The organism is Gemmobacter lutimaris, assembly GCF_003570715.1.
GTDB classification, from domain to species: Bacteria; Pseudomonadota; Alphaproteobacteria; order Rhodobacterales; family Rhodobacteraceae; genus Gemmobacter; species Gemmobacter lutimaris.
The window spans coordinates 12,490-30,888 of the sequence record NZ_QXXQ01000001.1; the positions used below are offsets into that span (position 1 = coordinate 12,490).

The 18,399-nt window shown below is 64.1% G+C and carries 17 protein-coding genes and 1 tRNA gene; 13 read left to right on the forward strand and 5 right to left on the reverse strand.

Annotated elements, in window-relative coordinates; translation table 11 throughout:
- Positions 1 to 3: 3 nt before the first annotated feature.
- Both D2N39_RS00060 and D2N39_RS00065 read right to left on the reverse strand, forming a co-directional pair.
- A complete protein-coding gene (locus D2N39_RS00060) occupies positions 4 to 1,083 on the reverse strand; it encodes a UDP-3-O-(3-hydroxymyristoyl)glucosamine N-acyltransferase (protein ID WP_119132688.1) in 1,080 nt (359 codons plus the stop codon).
- Between the two features lie 41 nt (positions 1,084 to 1,124).
- On the reverse strand, positions 1,125 to 2,720 hold the full coding sequence (locus D2N39_RS00065; protein WP_119132690.1) for a L,D-transpeptidase family protein: 1,596 nt from the start codon (positions 2,718 to 2,720) through the stop codon (positions 1,125 to 1,127).
- A gap of 323 nt (positions 2,721 to 3,043) precedes the next feature.
- Between D2N39_RS00065 and D2N39_RS00070 the strand changes: the two genes are divergently transcribed.
- Positions 3,044 to 3,613: a YcbK family protein gene (locus D2N39_RS00070; protein ID WP_119132692.1), complete on the forward strand. Its 570-nt coding sequence runs from the start codon at positions 3,044 to 3,046 to the stop codon at positions 3,611 to 3,613.
- Between the two features lie 81 nt (positions 3,614 to 3,694).
- On the opposite strand, the gene D2N39_RS00075 is transcribed toward D2N39_RS00070, so the two are convergent.
- The gene (locus D2N39_RS00075) at positions 3,695 to 4,441 is read right to left on the reverse strand and encodes an RlmE family RNA methyltransferase (protein ID WP_119132693.1); all 747 of its coding nucleotides are present in this window, start codon (positions 4,439 to 4,441) and stop codon (positions 3,695 to 3,697) included.
- Positions 4,438 to 5,574 carry a Ppx/GppA phosphatase family protein gene (locus D2N39_RS00080; protein WP_119132695.1) on the reverse strand — a complete coding sequence of 379 codons (1,137 nt, stop codon included), beginning with the start codon at positions 5,572 to 5,574 and terminating at the stop codon, positions 4,438 to 4,440. The genes D2N39_RS00075 and D2N39_RS00080 overlap by 4 nt, the downstream gene beginning before the upstream one ends.
- Positions 5,575 to 5,869: 295 nt before the next feature.
- Between D2N39_RS00080 and D2N39_RS00085 the strand changes: the two genes are divergently transcribed.
- From D2N39_RS00085 to D2N39_RS00135, 11 genes are all read left to right on the forward strand, one after another.
- Complete coding sequence (locus D2N39_RS00085) at positions 5,870 to 6,166, forward strand: virulence factor (protein WP_054303607.1); 297 nt, start codon at positions 5,870 to 5,872, stop codon at positions 6,164 to 6,166.
- A 28-nt stretch (positions 6,167 to 6,194) separates the two neighbouring features.
- Positions 6,195 to 7,118, forward strand: coding sequence for a methylenetetrahydrofolate reductase (locus tag D2N39_RS00090; RefSeq protein ID WP_119132697.1), 924 nt, complete (start codon positions 6,195 to 6,197; stop codon positions 7,116 to 7,118).
- 9 nt (positions 7,119 to 7,127) lie between these two features.
- Positions 7,128 to 8,108 (forward strand): methyltetrahydrofolate cobalamin methyltransferase, encoded by a 981-nt coding sequence (locus tag D2N39_RS00095; protein WP_119132699.1) that lies wholly within the window; start codon positions 7,128 to 7,130, stop codon positions 8,106 to 8,108.
- 138 nt (positions 8,109 to 8,246) lie between these two features.
- Positions 8,247 to 10,694, forward strand: a complete 2,448-nt coding sequence (locus D2N39_RS00100; RefSeq protein WP_119132700.1) for a calcium-binding protein — start codon at positions 8,247 to 8,249, stop codon at positions 10,692 to 10,694.
- A 96-nt stretch (positions 10,695 to 10,790) separates the two neighbouring features.
- Positions 10,791 to 11,216 (forward strand): cupin domain-containing protein, encoded by a 426-nt coding sequence (locus tag D2N39_RS00105; RefSeq protein ID WP_119132702.1) that lies wholly within the window; start codon positions 10,791 to 10,793, stop codon positions 11,214 to 11,216.
- A gap of 15 nt (positions 11,217 to 11,231) precedes the next feature.
- The gene (locus tag D2N39_RS00110) at positions 11,232 to 13,262 is read left to right on the forward strand and encodes an ASKHA domain-containing protein (protein WP_119132704.1); all 2,031 of its coding nucleotides are present in this window, start codon (positions 11,232 to 11,234) and stop codon (positions 13,260 to 13,262) included.
- 45 nt (positions 13,263 to 13,307) lie between these two features.
- On the forward strand, positions 13,308 to 13,850 hold the full coding sequence (locus tag D2N39_RS00115) for a sigma-70 family RNA polymerase sigma factor (protein WP_119132705.1): 543 nt from the start codon (positions 13,308 to 13,310) through the stop codon (positions 13,848 to 13,850).
- On the forward strand, positions 13,847 to 14,476 hold the full coding sequence (locus tag D2N39_RS00120; RefSeq protein ID WP_119132707.1) for an anti-sigma factor: 630 nt from the start codon (positions 13,847 to 13,849) through the stop codon (positions 14,474 to 14,476). Before D2N39_RS00115 ends, D2N39_RS00120 begins: the two co-directional genes overlap by 4 nt.
- 95 nt (positions 14,477 to 14,571) lie before the next feature.
- The gene (locus D2N39_RS00125; protein ID WP_119132708.1) at positions 14,572 to 15,117 is read left to right on the forward strand and encodes a fasciclin domain-containing protein; all 546 of its coding nucleotides are present in this window, start codon (positions 14,572 to 14,574) and stop codon (positions 15,115 to 15,117) included.
- 102 nt (positions 15,118 to 15,219) lie between these two features.
- Positions 15,220 to 16,836: a vWA domain-containing protein gene (locus tag D2N39_RS00130; protein ID WP_158589751.1), complete on the forward strand. Its 1,617-nt coding sequence runs from the start codon at positions 15,220 to 15,222 to the stop codon at positions 16,834 to 16,836.
- A gap of 85 nt (positions 16,837 to 16,921) precedes the next feature.
- A tRNA-Gly gene (locus D2N39_RS00135) sits at positions 16,922 to 16,995 on the forward strand.
- A gap of 239 nt (positions 16,996 to 17,234) precedes the next feature.
- Here the strand turns inward: D2N39_RS00135 and D2N39_RS00140 are convergent.
- On the reverse strand, positions 17,235 to 17,837 hold the full coding sequence (locus tag D2N39_RS00140) for a CHAP domain-containing protein (protein ID WP_119132711.1): 603 nt from the start codon (positions 17,835 to 17,837) through the stop codon (positions 17,235 to 17,237).
- A 184-nt stretch (positions 17,838 to 18,021) separates the two neighbouring features.
- Here D2N39_RS00140 and D2N39_RS00145 point away from each other — a divergent pair, with 184 nt between their 5' ends.
- The gene (locus D2N39_RS00145; RefSeq protein ID WP_054303617.1) at positions 18,022 to 18,375 is read left to right on the forward strand and encodes a RidA family protein; all 354 of its coding nucleotides are present in this window, start codon (positions 18,022 to 18,024) and stop codon (positions 18,373 to 18,375) included.
- The last annotated feature ends 24 nt before the right edge of the window (positions 18,376 to 18,399 follow it).

Consider the following 18,399-nt stretch of genomic DNA (forward strand, 5'->3'; position numbering starts at 1 on the left):
TTATCAAGACTTTGCAACAACTTTCTGAAGTTCCGCAACTGCCGCCGCCAGACGCGGCAGTCGGCGCAGCGCCTTGTTGATCTCGACCTGGGTTTCCATCTTCACTGCCGGATAGCCCAGCAGCACCCGACCCGCAGGCGCATTGGTGAAGATCTTGGTCGCCCCGCCCGCGATCACATCGTTGCCGACGAAGATATTGTCGTTCACGCCGCATTGCCCGGCCAGAACCACACGGTCGCCGATTCTGGACGATCCGGCAATGCCGACCTGTCCGCACAGCAGGCAATCACGGCCCACCTGCACATTATGCCCGATATGCACGAGGTTATCGAGCTTGGTGCCCGATCCGATGGCGGTATCGCGGATGGTGCCGCGGTCGATGCAGGCATTGGCGCCGATTTCCACATCGTCGCCAATGGTGACGGCCCCCAGCGAATGAATGCGCGTCCAGCTTTGTTCGCGGATTTCGTCACGTTGTCCGAGGGTTGAGCGGATTTCTTCAACTCCGCTGCGTTCCGGCGTGACGAAACTGAACCCGTCGGCCCCGATCACCGCACCGGGTTGGCAGATGAATCTGTCGCCGATGGTAACCCGCGCCCCGATGCGCGCGCCTTGCAGGATCAGCGCCTCCGCGCCGATGCTGGCACCTTCCGCAATGCTGACATGGGCGGCAATCCGGGCATTCGGCCCGATCCGCACCCCCGCCCCGATGGTGACAAAAGGCCCGATGGCGGCACCCGTGCCGATCTCTGCTGTGGGGTCAATGACGCTCATCGCATGCACGCCGGGCGCGATGGCGGGGCCTGCGTCCAGCATCCTGCTGAGGCCCGCCATGGCCAACCGCCCGCGCGGTGCGAAGATCGCAGCCTCCAGCCCCAGCTCCTGCCAGTCGGCCCCCGGCCAGAGCATCGCCGCCCGCGCCCGCCCCTTGGCCAGCCCGCCCGCATATTTCGGGTCAAGCGCCAGCGCCAGAGCCTCGGGCCCGGCCGCCTGCGGCTCTGCCGCACAAGTGACCGTCAGGTCAAGGTTTCCGGCCGCCTCGGCACCAAGGGCGGTAGCAATGTCGCGGATCGTATGGGCCATGGCATCCTCTTGTCCGGGGCAACCGGCGCCCCGGTCCAGATTTAGCCCTGTTGCCCGCCCGGCGCCACCCCGGCAGAGATCAGCGCATTGTAGATCGCCGCGTCACGGCCATAGATGTCGCGCCGATAGTTCATTTCGCCCTTCGGTCCCGGAAAGGCGGTGAAATAGACCAGATGCACCGGAACATGCTGTTCCAGCTTGATCGACTGTTCGCGCCCCGATTTCAGCACGCTTTGAAACAGCCCCACCGGATCGTCGCTTTGCGCCGCAAGAAGCGCATAGGCGAAATCGAAGGGCTGGCCCAGCCGAACGCAGCCGTGGCTGAAGGCGCGAACCTCGCGCTGGAACAGGGATTTCGACGGCGTGTCATGCAGATAGATGTTCCACTGGTTCGGGAACATGAACTTCACCAGACCCAGCGCATTGCCGTCCGAAGGCGGCTGACGCATGGCGAAGGGGAAATTCGCCGCGGTATATTTGCCGAAGTTGATCGAGCCGCGATCCACCACCCGGCCCCGGCTGTCCACGATCTTCAGATGGCCCGCCGCATTGGGGTTCTTCTTCAGAAGCGGCAGATATTCTTTGGTGGTAATCGAGCGCGGCACCGACCAGCTCGGATTCACCACCATATATTCCATCTCGTCCGAAAATTCGGGCGTGCGCTGGTCGGGAACGTTCTTGCCGATCACCGCGCGGGTGACGAAGGTTTCCTTGCCGTCGTCAATGATGCGGGCGGTGAAATCGGTCTGGTTGACCCAGATATGACGGCGGCCGCGTTCAATGTTCAGCCAGCGTTCGCGTTCCAGTGCGACGAGAACCGATTTCAGCCGCTCCTCCGGCGGCACGTTCATCTCGGCCTGCGTGCTTTCGTCAAGGATGCCGTCGGCATTGAGGCCATGGGCAAGCTGGAAGCGTTGCACCGCCTGCTGGATTTCGGCGTCATAGTCGCGGCTGGCAGAGAGCGACAGATAGCCCATCGCCACCAGACGGTCGCGCAGCGCCACAACCGCGTCGCCGCTGCTGCCGGGTTTGGGGCGGCTGGTCAGCGGCGATCCCCAGCCACCACGGGCGATCTGACGTTCCATCCCGATCTTGGCCTTGATCAACTGGGCATAGGCTGGTGCGCCGGGCGCCAGCGAGCCGAGGAAGGCGGCAAGATCGCCGTGTTCCGCAATGCCAAGCACCTGCGCATCCTCCAGCCGTGGCAGGGTGCGCACGATGGTAGAATCGACTTTCCTGGGCTCCAGCACGCCGGAATGCAGGTCATGCGCATAATCCAGAAGGGCGCGCGTCATCCTCACCTCAAGCCGCGCGCGGTCACCTTCAGTGCGGGCGGCGCGCAGTGCCTCGGCCAGAGCGCGCGCATCGTAACGCTGCACCGGCAGGCCATGGTCGGCCGCGCGCGACAGGGCGCCCAGAAGAATGGCCCGGCGTTCAGCGGAATCGGGGGCCGTCCAGATTGGCTGATAGTTGCGTTTCGCGTAGAAGCCCGCGAGCGTGTCATCCTTCGCGGCAGCGATGGCGACGGTCTGTGCAAAAGGGCTGATCTGCGGCTGCGCGGACAGCGGAGACGCCGCAAGCATCAGGGCCAGCGCACAGGGCATCGCCTTGCGGCGCGAACGAAGGAAACGCGGCATATCAACCTCTGACAATTCAACTTTGTGCAAATTTCAAGGATTTCCGCCCCCGAGTCCACTCACATCCCGTTCAGGCCGTTGCCGGAAAGCCTGAATCAAGGGGGTAAATTGTCACTATTTGGCAACTCAGCCACGAAATGCCGATCGGTTCCGCAGGATGACGCGGATTCAGCAAATATTTGCCGATTGGCCGTTCAGTGGGGGTCTGCGGTCCATCTGACCTCTTCTGTTGCGATTCGAGTTGTGTCATACAATTCGTGCACTTGGGCAAAAGTGGCAGAACCGCAGGACAAGCGGTAGAAGACCGAAGGACAGGCTTTCAAATGAGCATGGCAGAAAAAACCGGGTTCACGCGGCGGGGCCTTCTTGGTGTGTTCGCGGCAACTGCGGTTGTGGCAGCACCCACCTACTCCAACGCTTTCGGGCTGTTGCGGGGCGCCGGCGATATTCGCCGCATCCGCATGTATTCGGGCCGGACCGGGGAAAGCATCGACACGATCTACTGGATCGAAGGGAAGTATATTCCCGAGGTGCTGAAAGAACTTAACCATTTCATGCGTGACTGGCGCACCGATCAGGCGATGTCGATGGATGCCCGCACGGTGGATATCATGGCGGCTTCGCATCGTCTGCTGGACGTGTCTGAGCCTTTCATGCTGTTGTCGGGCTATCGCAGCCCAAAGACCAATGCGATGCTGCGGTCGAAATCGCGCGGTGTGGCGAAGAATTCGCTGCACATGAAAGGTCAGGCGGCCGACCTGCGGCTGAAATCGCGCTCGGTGGGCCAGATGGCGCGCGCAGCGGAATCCTGTGCATCGGGTGGTGTGGGACGCTACTCCGGCTCGAACTTCGTGCATATGGATTGCGGACCTGTGCGGCACTGGGGCGGCTGACGCCCTTTCTGGTGCAGAACCGGGAATGTGGGAATGAAACAGGGCGCCAACCGGCGCCCTTTTCAATTCGGTCCAGGCCTGTCAGGTCTCGTCCTGCCCCTCACCGCCTTCCACCTGACGCCCGCGAAAGCCCATGGCCACCACGAACTTTTCCGAACTGTCAGACCGGCTGGCTGGCGGTTTCACATTGGCGACCTTGGTGAAGTTCTTTTTCAGCATGGTCTGCATCTCGATCTCGGCACCACCGGCCAGCACCTTGGCGACAAAGGTGCCGCCATCCTCCAGCACGTCAAAGGCAAAGGCCAGCGCGGCCTCGACCAGCGCGATGATGCGCAGGTGATCGGTACCCTTGTGCCCCGAGGCGGCGGCGGCCATGTCGCTCATCACCACATCGGCACGGCCACCCAGCCAACCCTTCACCTTGTCATCGGCATCATCCGCCAGAAAATCGAGCTGGTGAATATCGGCCCCGGCAATCGGCTCCACCTCTTGCAGATCGACGCCCAGAACGGTGCCCAGCGGCTTTTTCGGGTTCTGCCCCAGCGCATTCACCCGCTCCACCGCGACCTGGCACCATCCTCCGGGCGCGCAGCCAAGGTCCACCACCCGCGCACCGGGTTTCAGGAAGCCGTATTTGTCGTCCAGTTCCAGAATCTTGAAGGCCGCACGGCCGCGATAGCCCTCGCGTTTCGCCCGCTGGACGTAAGGATCGTTCAACTGCCGTTCGAGCCAGAGCGTCGAGGACAGCTTGCGCCCCTTGGCGGTCTTGACCCGGACCCGCAGGTCGCGCTGGCCCCGGCCAGAGGTGTTCTTGGGCGGTGTCGTCATGTGTAAGGTCCGTCTTCCAGAACGCCATCGGCGCTCATCTGTGCGTAAAGAAGCCCTTCGCGCAAGCCGCGGTCGGCCACCGACAGGCGGTCGGTCGGCCAGATGCGCATCAGGGCCTGAAGAATCGCCGCGCCTGACATGATCAGCGCATGGCGGTCGCGGCCGATGCGCGGGTCGGTGCGCCGGCCCTCGGGGCCAAGCGAAAGGTAGTCACGGATCACCGTGTCGATCTGCCCCGAGGTCATGCGCAGCCCGTCCACTTTGGTCCGGTCATAGCGGCGCAGGCCAAGGAAGCTGGCAGCCACCGTGGTCACGGTGCCCGAGGTGCCGATGATCTGGAACCCCTCGCGCGGGTTTTCGGCGTTGTAGGGCGAAAAGCTGGCCAGGTTTTCCTCGAAAAACCAGCTCATCAGCGCAAAACGCGCCGCGTCGTCCTCGACATCATGGAACTGGTCTTTCAGCGTCGCCACTCCCAGCGGGACCGAAATCCAGTCCACCACCCGCGCCGCCGTCTCGCCCTGCTGGTTGAAGCCGGTATGCAGGCGCATGATTGCGCGCTGCCGGTCCTCGGGCGCAACTTCGGACAGGTCGATCCAGACCAGCTCGGTCGAGCCGCCGCCAATATCCACGACCAGCAATTGCTCGGTCCGGCGCGACACCAGCGGCGCGCAGGAGATGACGGCCAGCCGCGCTTCTTCCTCGGGCGGGATGATCTCCAGCGACAGGCCGGTCTCGCGGCGGATCTGGCGCATCAGGTCGCGCGAATTGCGGGCACGGCGGCAGGCTTCTGTTGCAACCAGCCGCATCCGGCTGACACCATGCTTTTCGATTTTCTTCTGGCAGATGCGCAACGCCTGCACCGTGCGCCCCATGGACGCACGCGACAACCGGCCCGAGGCTTCAAGCCCCACGCCAAGCTGGACAGTCTTGGAAAAGCTGTCCACGACCTGAAACTGACTGCCCTTCGGCTGGGCAATCAGCATCCGGCAACTGTTGGTCCCCAGATCGAGCGCGGCATAAAGCTGCGATCCCGACCGGGAGTCATGAGGGGTAGACGGTTCGACCGCACCCGCCCCCATCAGGGCATCGGGCTGCGGGATCGCGTCCTCCCCCCGGGGACGCTCGGGCGCCATAATCCGCCCTCCATTTTCGGTTACCGTAAACGTAGACCCGTTGTCCCCCCCACGCAAGCGCGGATACGCGGCGGTTGGTTGCGGTCGATCTTTGCAGCCCTGCGCGCGTTGTCCCCCCCACGCAAGCGCGGATACGCGGAACGGTCTGTGCGCCGATGCGCGGGCGCTCGCTTCCCGACCTGCGACAAGGTAGATTTGCCGCTGTCGCGGACTGCGCGCCGGATGTCGAAATCCGACACTGCCGGTCGCAGGCGGACGCATAGAACGGGATGCAAGCAACAGAGGGGAATCAGCGATGCCCGAGGTCACGATCGTTTACTGGCGGGACATTCCGGCCCAGGTCATCGTCGGAAAGGGCCGTCGCGGGTCGAAAGTGCAACTTCCCGAACGCTTTGAACAGGCGATCGACCGTTGTGCCATGAAGGTTGGGGCGAAGGATGCCGACGCCTATCTTGCCGAATGGCGCAAGGCCGCCCCTTACGAGGTGGAGGGTGAACCGGACCAGATCGCCCGCGACACTGCCGACCGTCTGGATGCCGAATATGACACCGCGCGCCTCAAGGCGCTGATCGAGGCCGAAGGCCGGGCCTGAGCCCGCGCCACATGTGAGGAGCCGCCCCATGGCGCTGTTCAGTTTCCGTCGTGACAATGCCCCGGCCGCGACCGGCGTCACCCCCGAGGTCGAGGCCTTCCTGAAAGGCTTCTCGATGGAGGTGATGCCCCGCACCGCCGAGAAGGTCGAAGATTTCCGCGCGATCCTGCCGAAAGGCACCCGCGTCTATATCGCCCATATCGAGGGCACGCCCATCGAGGACATGGTGGCGACGGCCAAGCGCATTAGCGCCGAGGGCTTCCCCGTCATGCCGCATTTCCCGGCCCGCATCATCAAGGACCGCGCGACCCTCGCCGATTGGATCGCCCGCTATCAGGGCGAAGCCGGTGTGAAACAGGCGCTGCTGCTGGGCGGTGGCGTCAATACCCCGGCGGGCGAGTTCGACAGTTCGATGCAGTTGATCGAGACCGGCCTTTTCGACGGGTTCGAGCGGCTGCATGTGGCGGGTCACCCCGAGGGCAACAAGGACATCGACAAGGACGGCGGCGACGCCATCGTCATGCAGGCGCTGAAGTGGAAACAGGATTTCGCCAATCGCACCGATGCGAAAATGGCGATCGCCACCCAATTCTGCTTTGAGGCTGGCCCTGTCATCGACTGGGTGAACCGGATCAATGCGGCAGGCGTGAAAATCCCGGTGCATATCGGTGTGGCAGGCCCAGCCAAACTTCAGACCATGATCAAATTCGCCATCGCCTGCGGCGTCGGTCCCTCCTTGCGCGTGCTGCAAAAGCGGGCGATGGACGTGACCAAGCTGCTGCTGCCCTATGAACCCAACGAGTTCATCACCGAACTGGCGGTCCACAAGGCGCAGAACCCGGATTTCGGCATCGAATCCGTGCATTTCTTCCCCCTTGGCGGCATCAAGACCAATGCCACCTGGGCCACCGAACACGGCGGCGCCTCGGGCGTCCCGGCCAATCAAGCGTAAGGAAAAGCCATGACCCGGACCGTTCTCGAATCCAAAACCAAAACCGTTGTCATCGGCTTTGACGAGCCCTTCTGCGTCATCGGCGAGCGTATCAACCCGACCGGGCGCAAGAAGCTGGCGGCCGAACTGGAGATGGGCAATTACGACACCGTCATCAAGGACGCGCTGGAACAGGTTGCCTGTGGCGCGACCGTGCTGGACGTGAACTCGGGCGCCGTCTTCACCAACAAGATGGCCGAAGACCCGCGGTATGCCGACAATAACTTTGTCGAGCCGCCGCTGATGAAGGCGCTGATCGAGATCATTCAGCAAACCGTGGACGTGCCGCTGTGCATCGACAGCTCGGTGCCCGGCGCGCTGGAGGCGGGCCTGATGGCCTGCGAGGGTCGCCCGCTGTTGAACTCGGTGACGGGTGAGGAAGAGCGGCTGGAACTGGTGCTGCCGCTGGTGAAGAAATACAATGTGCCGGTCGTGGCGATCTCCAACGACGATACCGGCATTTCGCCCGACCCGGATGTCCGCTTCGCCGTGGCGAAAAAGATCGTCGAGCGCGCCGCCGATTTCGGCATTCCGGCACATGACATCGTGGTGGACCCGCTGGTCATGCCGGTGGGCGCGATGGCCTCGGCCGGGCAACAGGTGTTTGCTCTGGTGCGCCGCCTGCGTGAGGAACTGGGCGTGAACACGACCTGTGGCGCGTCGAACATCTCGTTCGGTCTGCCGCATCGCCACGGCATCAACGCGGCCTTCCTGCCCATGGCCATCGGCGCAGGCATGACGAGCGCGATCATGAACCCGGTCCGTCAGGTGGAGATGGAAGCGATCCGCGCCGCCAACTTCCTGATGAACCACGACGCCAATGGCGGCGAATGGATCCGCTTCTCCAAGGTGATCGAGGCCGTGGAGCAAGGCGCAACCTTCGCGGAAGCCTCGGCTGCCGCCACCCAATCGGCCGGCGGTCGTCGCGGCGGTCGTCGCGGTCGCGGCTGATCCGATTCTGAACCCTGTGAAGCGCCCGCCCTTATCGGCGGGCGTTTTTCATTGCGGGCAAGGTTTTGCCGCATTCGGGGCGCAATCTGACCAATCACGCGGGGCACAACCGGGGCGCGACCCTAGCGGCCCGGACAGATGAGCGACCTTGGACATATCAATGCCATCCATATCCTGTTCCTCGCCGAAAAGGTGGCGGACCGGGATCGCGCGAATGGCAGTTACGACACCCATCTGGCCGAGGATCGCCGCTATTACATGTGGCAGGGCCAGCAACAGATCCTGCCCTTCGGCATGGACGATGACCCGAAAGGCTTTGCCGAGGGGCTGCGCACCGCCCTGCCCGGCGTCAACACCCTGCGGCTGTCCTTCAACCAATATGCGTTCGATGCAAAGGGTGGCCTGCATCCGCAATATGAGGCTTTCATCGCGGCAGCGGTGAAACAGGGGTTCAAGCTGATCTTCACGCTGGCCGACGGCGACCAGCAGACTACGGGCGATGACGGGTCGATGACCAGCGCGCAACTGGCGAAGGCGCTGGACGGGCCGGTTCAGGCGGGCGCCGTTGCGGCATGGGAAAAGATGCTGGCCTGGCTCGACCGGCACCCCGCCGCGCAGAACGCGGTCTGGGGTTATGAATTGGCGAATGAGGCCGCCGCCTATGAACGCGGCGTGACGCTGGCCGAACGCGGCACCAAACTGGCGGCCGAGGAACGGTTTGTCGAACTCTACGCCCGCCACATGGCCGAGCTTGCGGGCATGGTGCAGGCCGCCGACCCCGAAGCGCGGGTGCTGGTTGGCGGCTGGGCCTATTCGGCGCGCTTCACCGATCTGGCAGAAAATACCGTCGGCAACAGAAGCGCGCTCGATTTCCTGCGGGCAAAGATCGGCGACGCACTGGTCTGGGCCGCGCATCTTTATCCAGGTTGGCACAGCGGCACCGAAGTTTCCGACCCTGAGGAACTGGTGAAGGTCTATGAGGCCGCGCTGGCACCTCTGGGCGACGATGACATCCTGCTGACGGAAACCAGCCTCAGTGGTGCGTTGATCAATGATTTCAACCTTGCGCCCAATGTGACGCGGGCGATGGCGCGGGTGCAGGAATGGTTTGCCGATCGCGGGGTTGGCACAACATGGTTCTCCGGTGCCGAGGCGGGTGCCTCAAGCCTTGTCGCCGTCGATACCGGCGCCAAGCTGCGGTATCTGCATCAGCACAGCCTTGCCTTTGCGCTGAATGCCTTTTCGCTGGACGATGCACCGCGCGGCCATGGCGGCGCCGAGCGAATCGACGCCGAGGTGGTGACAGCCCGTCTGCGCAACGAGGATTATGACGGCAAACTGTCGATGGATACCGTCGGCGGTGCTGGCTTCGCCTTCGGCTATGGCGGGGCCGATACGCTGCAAGGGGCTGCGGGCGCGAACAACTTCCTTTACGGCGGCAGGGGCGACGACCTGCTGCGCGGCGCGGGGGACGAGGATTTCCTGTTCGGTCAGGACGATGCCGATACGATCATGGGCCAGTCGGGCAATGATCTGCTGTTCGGCGGTCGCGGCGATGATCTGCTGCGCGGTGGCGCGGGTCGCGACACGCTGGAAGGCGGCGGGGGCGCTGACCGCTTCGATGCCTCATCCGGTTCCGATCTGGTAACGGATTTCCGTCAGGATGCAGGGGACCGGCTGTATCTTGGCCGGGGCTACTCTGATTGGTCCGATGTGAAGACAAGGATGAGCTTTGGCGCCGTAGACGGCAAGGCCGCGGATGATGTGGTGATCACCCACGCAGACGGGACCGAGACGATCCTGCTGAACGCGCGCGGCAAGATCGGCGCTGCAAGCCTTCTGCTGGCGGGCGACCGCAGTATGATCGAGGGCACGGCACGGGCCGACCGCATTGCCGAGGGCTGGCAGGACATCGAAGGGCAAAGCTTCGGTGCGCTGCACCGCGTCGCTGCCGGAGCCGGATCTGACAGCGTGACCGGCACCGCCCGCGCCGATCACATTGATGGTGGCAGCGGGGCAGACCTGCTGCGGGGCGGCGGCGGCAACGATGCCTTGCTGGGAATGGAGGGCAATGACCGGCTTTCTGGTGAGGCCGGGCACGACACGCTGGCGGGCGGCGCTGGCCGTGACCGGCTTGACGGCGGCGCAGGCAACGATGCGCTCGCCGGTGGTTCTGGCAATGATCTGCTTTCGGGCGGCAGCGGCGCCGATACGCTGCATGGCAATACGGGCCGCGACAGTCTTGAAGGAGGCGCGGACAATGATGTGCTGCATAGCGGCGCGGGGCGGTCGCAACTGGACGGCGGCGGCGGGCGCGATACGCTTTACGCCGATCTGTCGGGCGGTGGCCATGTGCTGACCGGCGGCAGCGGTGCGGATCGCTTCGTCTTTCATGGCGCGGGCAAGACCGACAGCCGGTCTGTCATCACCGATTTCGACTTTGCCGAGGACAGGCTGATCCTCGGCAATCGCGCCGTCGATCTGACGCATCTGCCCGATGGCATGCGGCTTATGGAAACCGGCGCGGGCACCGTTCTGCACCTTGCACCAGGACATCAGGTGCTGCTGGAAGACCTGTTCTTCTGACACCCACGCCGCAACCTGACCGAAACCTGCCGCGAACAGCCATGGCAAGTGCCGCGCTCCGGCCTAGAAAGGGCCAGCGACAGGTGTGAGGGAAACATGCGGGCCGCGATTTCGGTGGATGCGGGCAATTGCCCGGAGGCAACCTGGGATGACCCGGCGAAGGGCACGATTCGCTGGAAGACTCTGTTGTCGCAGGGCATGACCGCCAGCGACAGCCTTGTCTGCGGCATCGCGCTGATGGCGCCGGGTGAGTTCTTCGCTTTCCATTCCCACCCCGAGGCCGAGGTCTATTTCGGAATCGAGGGCGAGGGCGAGGTGGTCATCGACGGCGTGCCGCACAAGCTCGCCCCCGGCATCGCCTTGTTCATCCCCGGTGGCGCCGTGCATGGCGTGCCCGTGGTTTCGGCGCCGCTGAAATGGTTCTACACCTTCGCGCGCGATTCCTTCGACCAGATCGCCTACAGCTTTCTGCCGGTCCCGGCAGAGCCCGAACCCCCGATACCGCCCCAGCGGGCGGCCTGACTGCGAGAGGCCAAGATGAGTGACGACGCGCTGGTAATCTTTACCCCCTCGGGCAAGCGGGGCCGTTTCCCGCTGGGCACGCCGGTCCTTCAGGCCGCACGGTCGCTGGGCGTGGACCTCGACAGCGTCTGCGGCGGCCGCGGCATCTGTTCCAAATGCCAGATCACGCCGGGCTATGGCGAGTTCCCCAAATTCGGCATCCATGTCGATGACGAGGCGCTGAGCGAGTGGAACAGCGTCGAGGAACGCTACAAATCCAAGCGCGGCATGATCGACGGGCGGCGGCTGGGCTGTCAAGCAAAGGTCATGGGCAATGTGGTGATCGACGTGCCCCCGGAAAGCCAGGTGCACAAGCAGGTCATCCGCAAATCCGCCACCGCGCGCGAGATCACCATGGACCCGGCGACCCGCCTTCTGTTCATCGAGGTGGCCGAGCCCGACATGCACGAACCCACCGGCGATTTCGAACGTGTGCAGCGCGCGCTGGCCGAACAATGGCAGGTCGATGCCGTGGTGGCCGATCTGGCGGTGTTGCGCCGGTTGCAGCCCGTGCTGCGCAAGGGGGAATGGAAGATCACCGTCGCCCTGCACCGCGGCAACCACGATACCGCGCATCGCATTCTGGACCTCTGGCCGGGTTACCATGACGGCGGTCTTTACGGGCTTGCCATCGACCTCGGCTCGACCACCATCGCGGCGCATCTGTGCGACCTGCGCGACGGGCATGTGCTGGCCTCTTCCGGCGTGATGAACCCGCAGATCCGCTTCGGCGAGGATCTGATGAGCCGCGTTTCCTATGCCATGATGAACCCCGGCGGCGATCAGGAGATGACGGCGGCGGTGCGCACCTCGATCAACGGGCTGGTGCAGGCCATCGCCACCGAAGCGGGCGTCGATCCGGCATCGATCTACGAAGTGGTCTTTGTCTGCAACCCGGTGATGCACCACTTACTTCTGGGTATCGACCCGGTGGAGCTGGGTCAGGCGCCCTTCGCGCTGGCGACCTCGGGCAGCCTTGCCCTGCCCGCCCGCGAGATGGAGCTGACAGCGGTGAACAGCGCGGCGCAGGTCTATGTGCTGCCCTGCATCGCGGGCCATGTCGGCGCCGATGCGGCGGCGGTGGCACTGGCCGAGGCGCCCGACAAATCCGAGGATATGGTGCTGATCGTGGATGTCGGCACCAATGCGGAAATTCTGCTGGGCAACAAGGAGCGGGTGCTGGCCTGTTCCTCGCCCACCGGCCCGGCGTTTGAGGGTGCGCAGATCTCCAGCGGTCAACGCGCCGCCCCCGGTGCCATCGAGCGGGTAGAGATCAACGTGGCCACCAAGGAGCCGCGTTTCCGTGTGATCGGCAGCGACCTATGGTCGGATGATCCGGGCTTTGCCGAGGCAACCGCAAACAGTGGTATCACCGGCATCTGCGGTTCGGGCATCATCGAAGCGGTGGCCGAGATGCGTCTGGCGGGGATTCTGGATGGCTCGGGCCTGATCGGATCGGCCGAACAGGTCGGCACCGAGCGCTGCCGCCCCGAGGGGCGAACGAATTCTTACCTGATGTTTGACGGCAGCGCGACGGGCGGCCCGGTCATTACGGTCACACAGGGCGACATCCGCGCCATTCAGCTGGCGAAATCGGCGCTTTATGCGGGCGCGCGCTTGTTGATGGATGAAATGAACATCGATCATGTGGATCGTGTGGTGCTGGCCGGGGCCTTCGGTGCCCATATCAGCCCGAAACACGCGATGATCCTTGGCATGATCCCTGATGCGCCGCTGGACAAGGTGGCCAGCGCGGGCAATGCGGCGGGCACCGGCGCGCGGATCGCGCTGTGTAACCGCGCCGCCCGCGATGCGATCGAGGCGACGGTGCACGAGATCCACAAGGTCGAGACCGCCATCGAGCCGCGCTTTCAGGAGCATTTCGTGAATGCGAGCGCCATTCCCAACGCAGTCGATCCCTTCCCGCATCTGGCCGCCATCGCGCCCCTGCCGGATGTCAGCTACAACACTGCCGGTTCGGAAGGCCGTCGCCGTCGCAGAGGATGACTTTCGCGGGGTTGACTTTGGCCGCCCGGCGCTAACTCATGCGGCATGGATGATCCGATAGCCGATCTGCTGACCCGATGCGCCGCGCAGGACCGCGCGGCGTTCCGGGCTTTATACTCAGCCACCAGCGCGAAACTTATGGGCGTTCTCCTGCGTATGTTGAAAGATCGGCAGGAAGCGGAGGAAGCCTTGCAAGAGGTCTATACCCGGATCTGGCTGCGCGCGCAGCGCTTCGACCCCGCACGGGGACGCGGCATGACATGGGCTATTGCCGTCGCGCGGCATCTGGCCATCGACCGCCTGCGCGCCCGGCCCATCCAGACGGAAGAAGCGGAATACGACCAGATCGCCGACACCACGCCACGCGCCGAAAGCCGCCTGGTCGCGCTGGGCGAGGCGCGGCAGATCGTCCAGTGTTTTGATACGCTGGAACCGGCCCGCGCCGCGGCCCTGCGAGGCGCCTATCTGGACGGGCTGAGCTATGCAGATCTGGCAGACCGGCATGACGTGCCGCTGAATACCATGCGCACCTGGCTGCGGCGCGGGCTTGCCGCTCTGCGCGATTGCATGGAAGGTGTCCGGGCATGAATGGCGAAGACAGGGACATCGCGGGCGAATATGTTCTGGGCACCCTGCCCCATGCCGAACGTCTGGCCTTTGCCGCCCGGCTGAAATCCGATCCTACCTTGCAGGTGCTGGTCGCGGAATGGGAAGACCGCCTTGCCGGGCTGAACGCGGAATATGCCGAAAGCCCGGCACCCGACCTGTTCCCCGCCATCGAGGCACGGCTGTTCCCCCGGCCCGCACAATCACGCTGGCAAGGCTGGTTAGGCGGGCTTGTCACGGCAGCCGCGGTGCTGCTGGGCGCGGTGGTGCTGCCGCCGCTGCTGGCGCCTGTCGCCCCGCCCGTCATCGCCGAACTCGGTGCGCCGGATGCGGGCCTGCGATTTGAAGCGCATTATGACGGGCGCGACCTGATCCTGCGCCGTGTCGCCGGAGCAGCACCCGCCGCCAGCCAGTCGCACGAACTTTGGATCATCGCGCCGGATGCCGCACCCGTCTCGCTTGGCCTGATCGGGGCCGATCCGCTGCGCGTGGCCTATCCGGCACCACTGGCAGGCTGGACGCTGGCAGTCACGCTGGAACCGGCGGGCGGCGCACCGCAGGGCATCCCCACCGGACCCATCGTCGCGGCAGGCCAGATCACGCTTTGATCACAGACGCGTGAGGCTGAAACTCCGGCGCGAATGGCTCCGTAACTTCTGGCATCGGGCGGGACAGACCCGCTTCTGATCACAGGAGACGACAGATGAAATCCATTCGTATTGCCGCCGCCATCCTTGCCCTGGGCACCGTTCCGGCCTTCGCAGAAAACCCCGAAGTGGGCGGCGCGCCGATGTATGAGACGAAGAACATCGTCGAGAATGCCGTGAACTCGGCCGATCACACCACGCTGGTTGCCGCCGTGAAGGCTGCTGGCCTCGTGGAAACCCTGTCGGGCGCCGGTCCCTTCACCGTCTTCGCCCCGACCAATGCCGCCTTCGACAAGCTGCCCGCAGGCACGGTTGAAACGCTGCTGAAGCCCGAGAACAAGGATCAACTGACCAAGATCCTGACCTGCCATGTCGTCGCGGCCAATGCCATGTCGGATGCCATCGTCAAGATGATCGCCGATGACAAGGGCATGCACCCGGTGAAAACCGTGGGCGGCTGCGAATTCACCGCAATGATGGATGGCGACAAGGTTCAGATCAAGGATGGTCAGGGCAATGTCGCGACCGTCACCATCGCCGATGTGAAGCAGTCGAACGGCGTGATCCATGTGATCGACACTGTCCTGCTGCCCGCGAGCTGATCGAAAAACGGGTCGCGCCTCTCCCCCGGCCGTCCCGGCCCCGCTTGCCAAATGGCAGGCGGGGTTTTTATCATCCGGTCGAATTCATTGGATGGAGTTTTCATGCGGACGGGTTTTCTGGCGCTGGTCTGCGCCACTTTCGCCTCGGGTGCCATGGCCGAGGAACGGTCGATCATCGTTCTGGACGGGTCCGGCTCGATGTGGGGGCAGATCGACGGGCGCCCCAAACTCGACATCGCGCGCGATGCGCTGGGCGAGGTTCTGGCGGGCATTCCTGCGGACACGTCGCTCGGGTTCATGGCCTATGGCCATCGTAACAAGGGCGATTGCAGTGATATTGAACTGATCGTGCCACCCGCCCCCGGCAGCGCCCCCGCGATTTCGGCTGCGGCTGCCAAGATGCGCTTTCTGGGCAAGACGCCGCTGTCCGAGGCCGTGCGTCGCGCCGCCGCCGAGATGCGCGCGACCGAGGACAAGGCAACCGTGATCCTGATCACCGACGGGATCGAGACCTGCGCGGCCGATCCCTGTGCCGTCGCCACCGAGCTCGAATCTCAGGGTGTGGATTTCACCGCCCATGTCGTCGGCTTTGGCCTGACGAAAGAGGAAGGCCGACAAGTCGCCTGTCTGGCAGAAAATACCGGCGGCAAATATATCGAGGCGCAGGATGCAGGCAGCCTGGTCGAGGCATTGAAAACCACCGTTGCGACCGAGGCGAAGACGCCGCAACCGACGGAACCGCCGAAGCCCAAGGCCATGCCCGAGAATTTTGCGCCGCGTCTTCTGTTCACCGGAGGGACGCCGGTGCCAGAGGATGCGGGCAACAGTTGGGAACTCTTCGCCATCGGCGCCAATGGCCCTGCGACCGACAGCACCGCAGTCTTCTATGGCGCACCCAAGGTGCAGGTCGAACCCGGCCGCTATCTGCTGGTTGCAAGGCTGGGACAGGCGCGCAGCGATATGGAGATCGAGATCGGCGCCACTGGTCTGGCAACCCCTGAAATGGAAATCTCCGCCGCCTATGTCGAGATCGTGCCGCAAGCAGAACCGGGCGGTCCCGCCATTGAAGGGGCTCCGAGCGTGCTGACCGCGCCAACGGGCGACAGCGCGACGCTTTACGGTGCGGCGGGCGTCTGGATGCCCGCCGGCCCCATCGCGGTCGAGGTGACCGTCGGGACCGCCCGAGTGCAGACCGAAATCACCGCTGCACCGGGAGAACGGTTGCGCCGCGAGATCGTGGCAGCCGCGGGCACTGTGATCGTCGATGGCTTCCTCGCCCCCGGAAATGCGGGCACCGGAACGCTGGTGGTCGAAATCTACGCCCGCACTCCAGACGGCACGCGCGGCGATCTGCTGGTCTACGGATATGGGCCGGAGCAGCGCTATGATCTGGCACCCGGCCCCTATCTGGCGGTTGGTCGCATGCAATTCGCCGAAACCGAACAGCCGTTCGAGATAGTGACAGGTGAAACCCGCGACATCGACCTTGCGCTGAACGGTGGCACGGCCATCGCCACCGCAGAAGGCGCCGATCATATCGAGGTCTTCGCCCTGTCGGAAACCGACGAACCAACCTCGCTGGGCTATGAATATGGGGCGCGATACGAGGTCACGCTTTCCACCGGCCGCTACCGCATGATCGCGTATAGAGGTGACAAGCAATCCGCTGCCGACATTGACATAACGCCCGGCAGCACAGTCGAAATCAGCCTGCCCTGACCAAATCAGCAGCCCCGACACGGGGCTGCCTTCCCACCATTTGCCCTTGCACAGCCCCTGCCATTGGTCTATCTGATGCCGGAATGCGGGTGTAGCTCAATGGTAGAGCCGCAGCTTCCCAAGCTGATGACGAGGGTTCGATTCCCTTCACCCGCTCCAATCCCCCCGAACATGACAAAAGCTGTTGGAAAGTTTCGCGAATCCGGGATTCCCGAAAGCGATGGGAACCGTATGGCGCTGGTGGCGTTATATTTGCGTCGCAACCGGGAGAGAGTGTCATGACGCCAACACGGAACGCCACCGCGCAAAACAGTCCGGTGCCGCAGCCCCTGCCGTTTCTGATGATGGGGGCGCTGCTCGGGTTGATCAGCGGCTGGATCGCTCTGGCGATCTGACGTTCAGCGGTAGATGAAACCGTAAACCGGATTGACCCGGCCCAGCGTGCCGTTGGCACTTGCCACCCGCACCTGCGACCAGTCATTCTTAGCCGAAACATCAACGACAAGCGTATCCTGGGTGATGCGGTTGCGTTCCCAGTTCGCCTGATCAACCAGAACGGTGCGGCTGTCCACAACATTGGACACAACGGCGACATGGCCCATCGGCATCTTGCGGCTACCGCTGAAATTCATAACCGCACCGATACGGGGCTGAGAGCCGCGCTCGTATTTGCCTGCGGCCTGCTTCCACCAAGTGCGGGCATTGCCGCGAATCTCGATCCCTGTCACGGCGCGGGCGAAGGGCACGCACCAGATGCGGCCGCGCACCGGCTTCAGCGTTGCCTTGGCCACCGCCACCGCCGATTTCAGTTCAGCCCGAAGCTGATCCGTTTCTTTCGCGGCCTTGCGCAGCGCAGCGCGGCTTTGCGATTTCAGAGCGTTCGACGTGCTGACCCGGGCATTGCTTTCCCGGATGGCGGAATCCCGCCGTTCGGCATGGCTGGCAGTCGGGGGAACGATCAGGCTGAGGGCAAGAAGCGCGGCGCTAAGGGGGCGGATCATGGTCTACAGTCGTTGGTTTCGGTGCCTGACCCGTGTGGCACAGGCTGCTGCAATGCCGCAACTGCGAGGATTTGCGCTGAGCAGATATCCGCCTGTTGCGCCCCGGACAGCCGCCCCCGAAGCGGGCTTTCCTTTCCGCAAGGCAAAGGCTAGCACGACGGGGTAGATCCCACAGGAGGCACGCATGAACACCGACATCAAACGCATCGGCACCGGCGCCCGGATGAGCGAAGGCGTCTGCTACAACGGAATCGTCTGGCTGGCCGGTCAGGTCGGCAACCCCGGCGACAGCGTGGCAGACCAGACCCGCACCTGCCTGGCCGAGGTGGACCGCATTCTGGCCGAGGCCGGCACTGACAAGACCCGTATCCTGTCCACCCAGATCTGGCTGGCCGACATGGCGGATTTCGCAGAAATGAACGCGGTCTGGGATAGCTGGGTGCCGCAGGGCCACACACCCGCCCGTGCGACGGGCGAGGCAAAGCTGGCCGCGCCGGAATATCGGGTCGAGGTCATCGTGACCGCCGCGCTGAAGTAATGGAAAGGGGGCCATCGGCCCCCT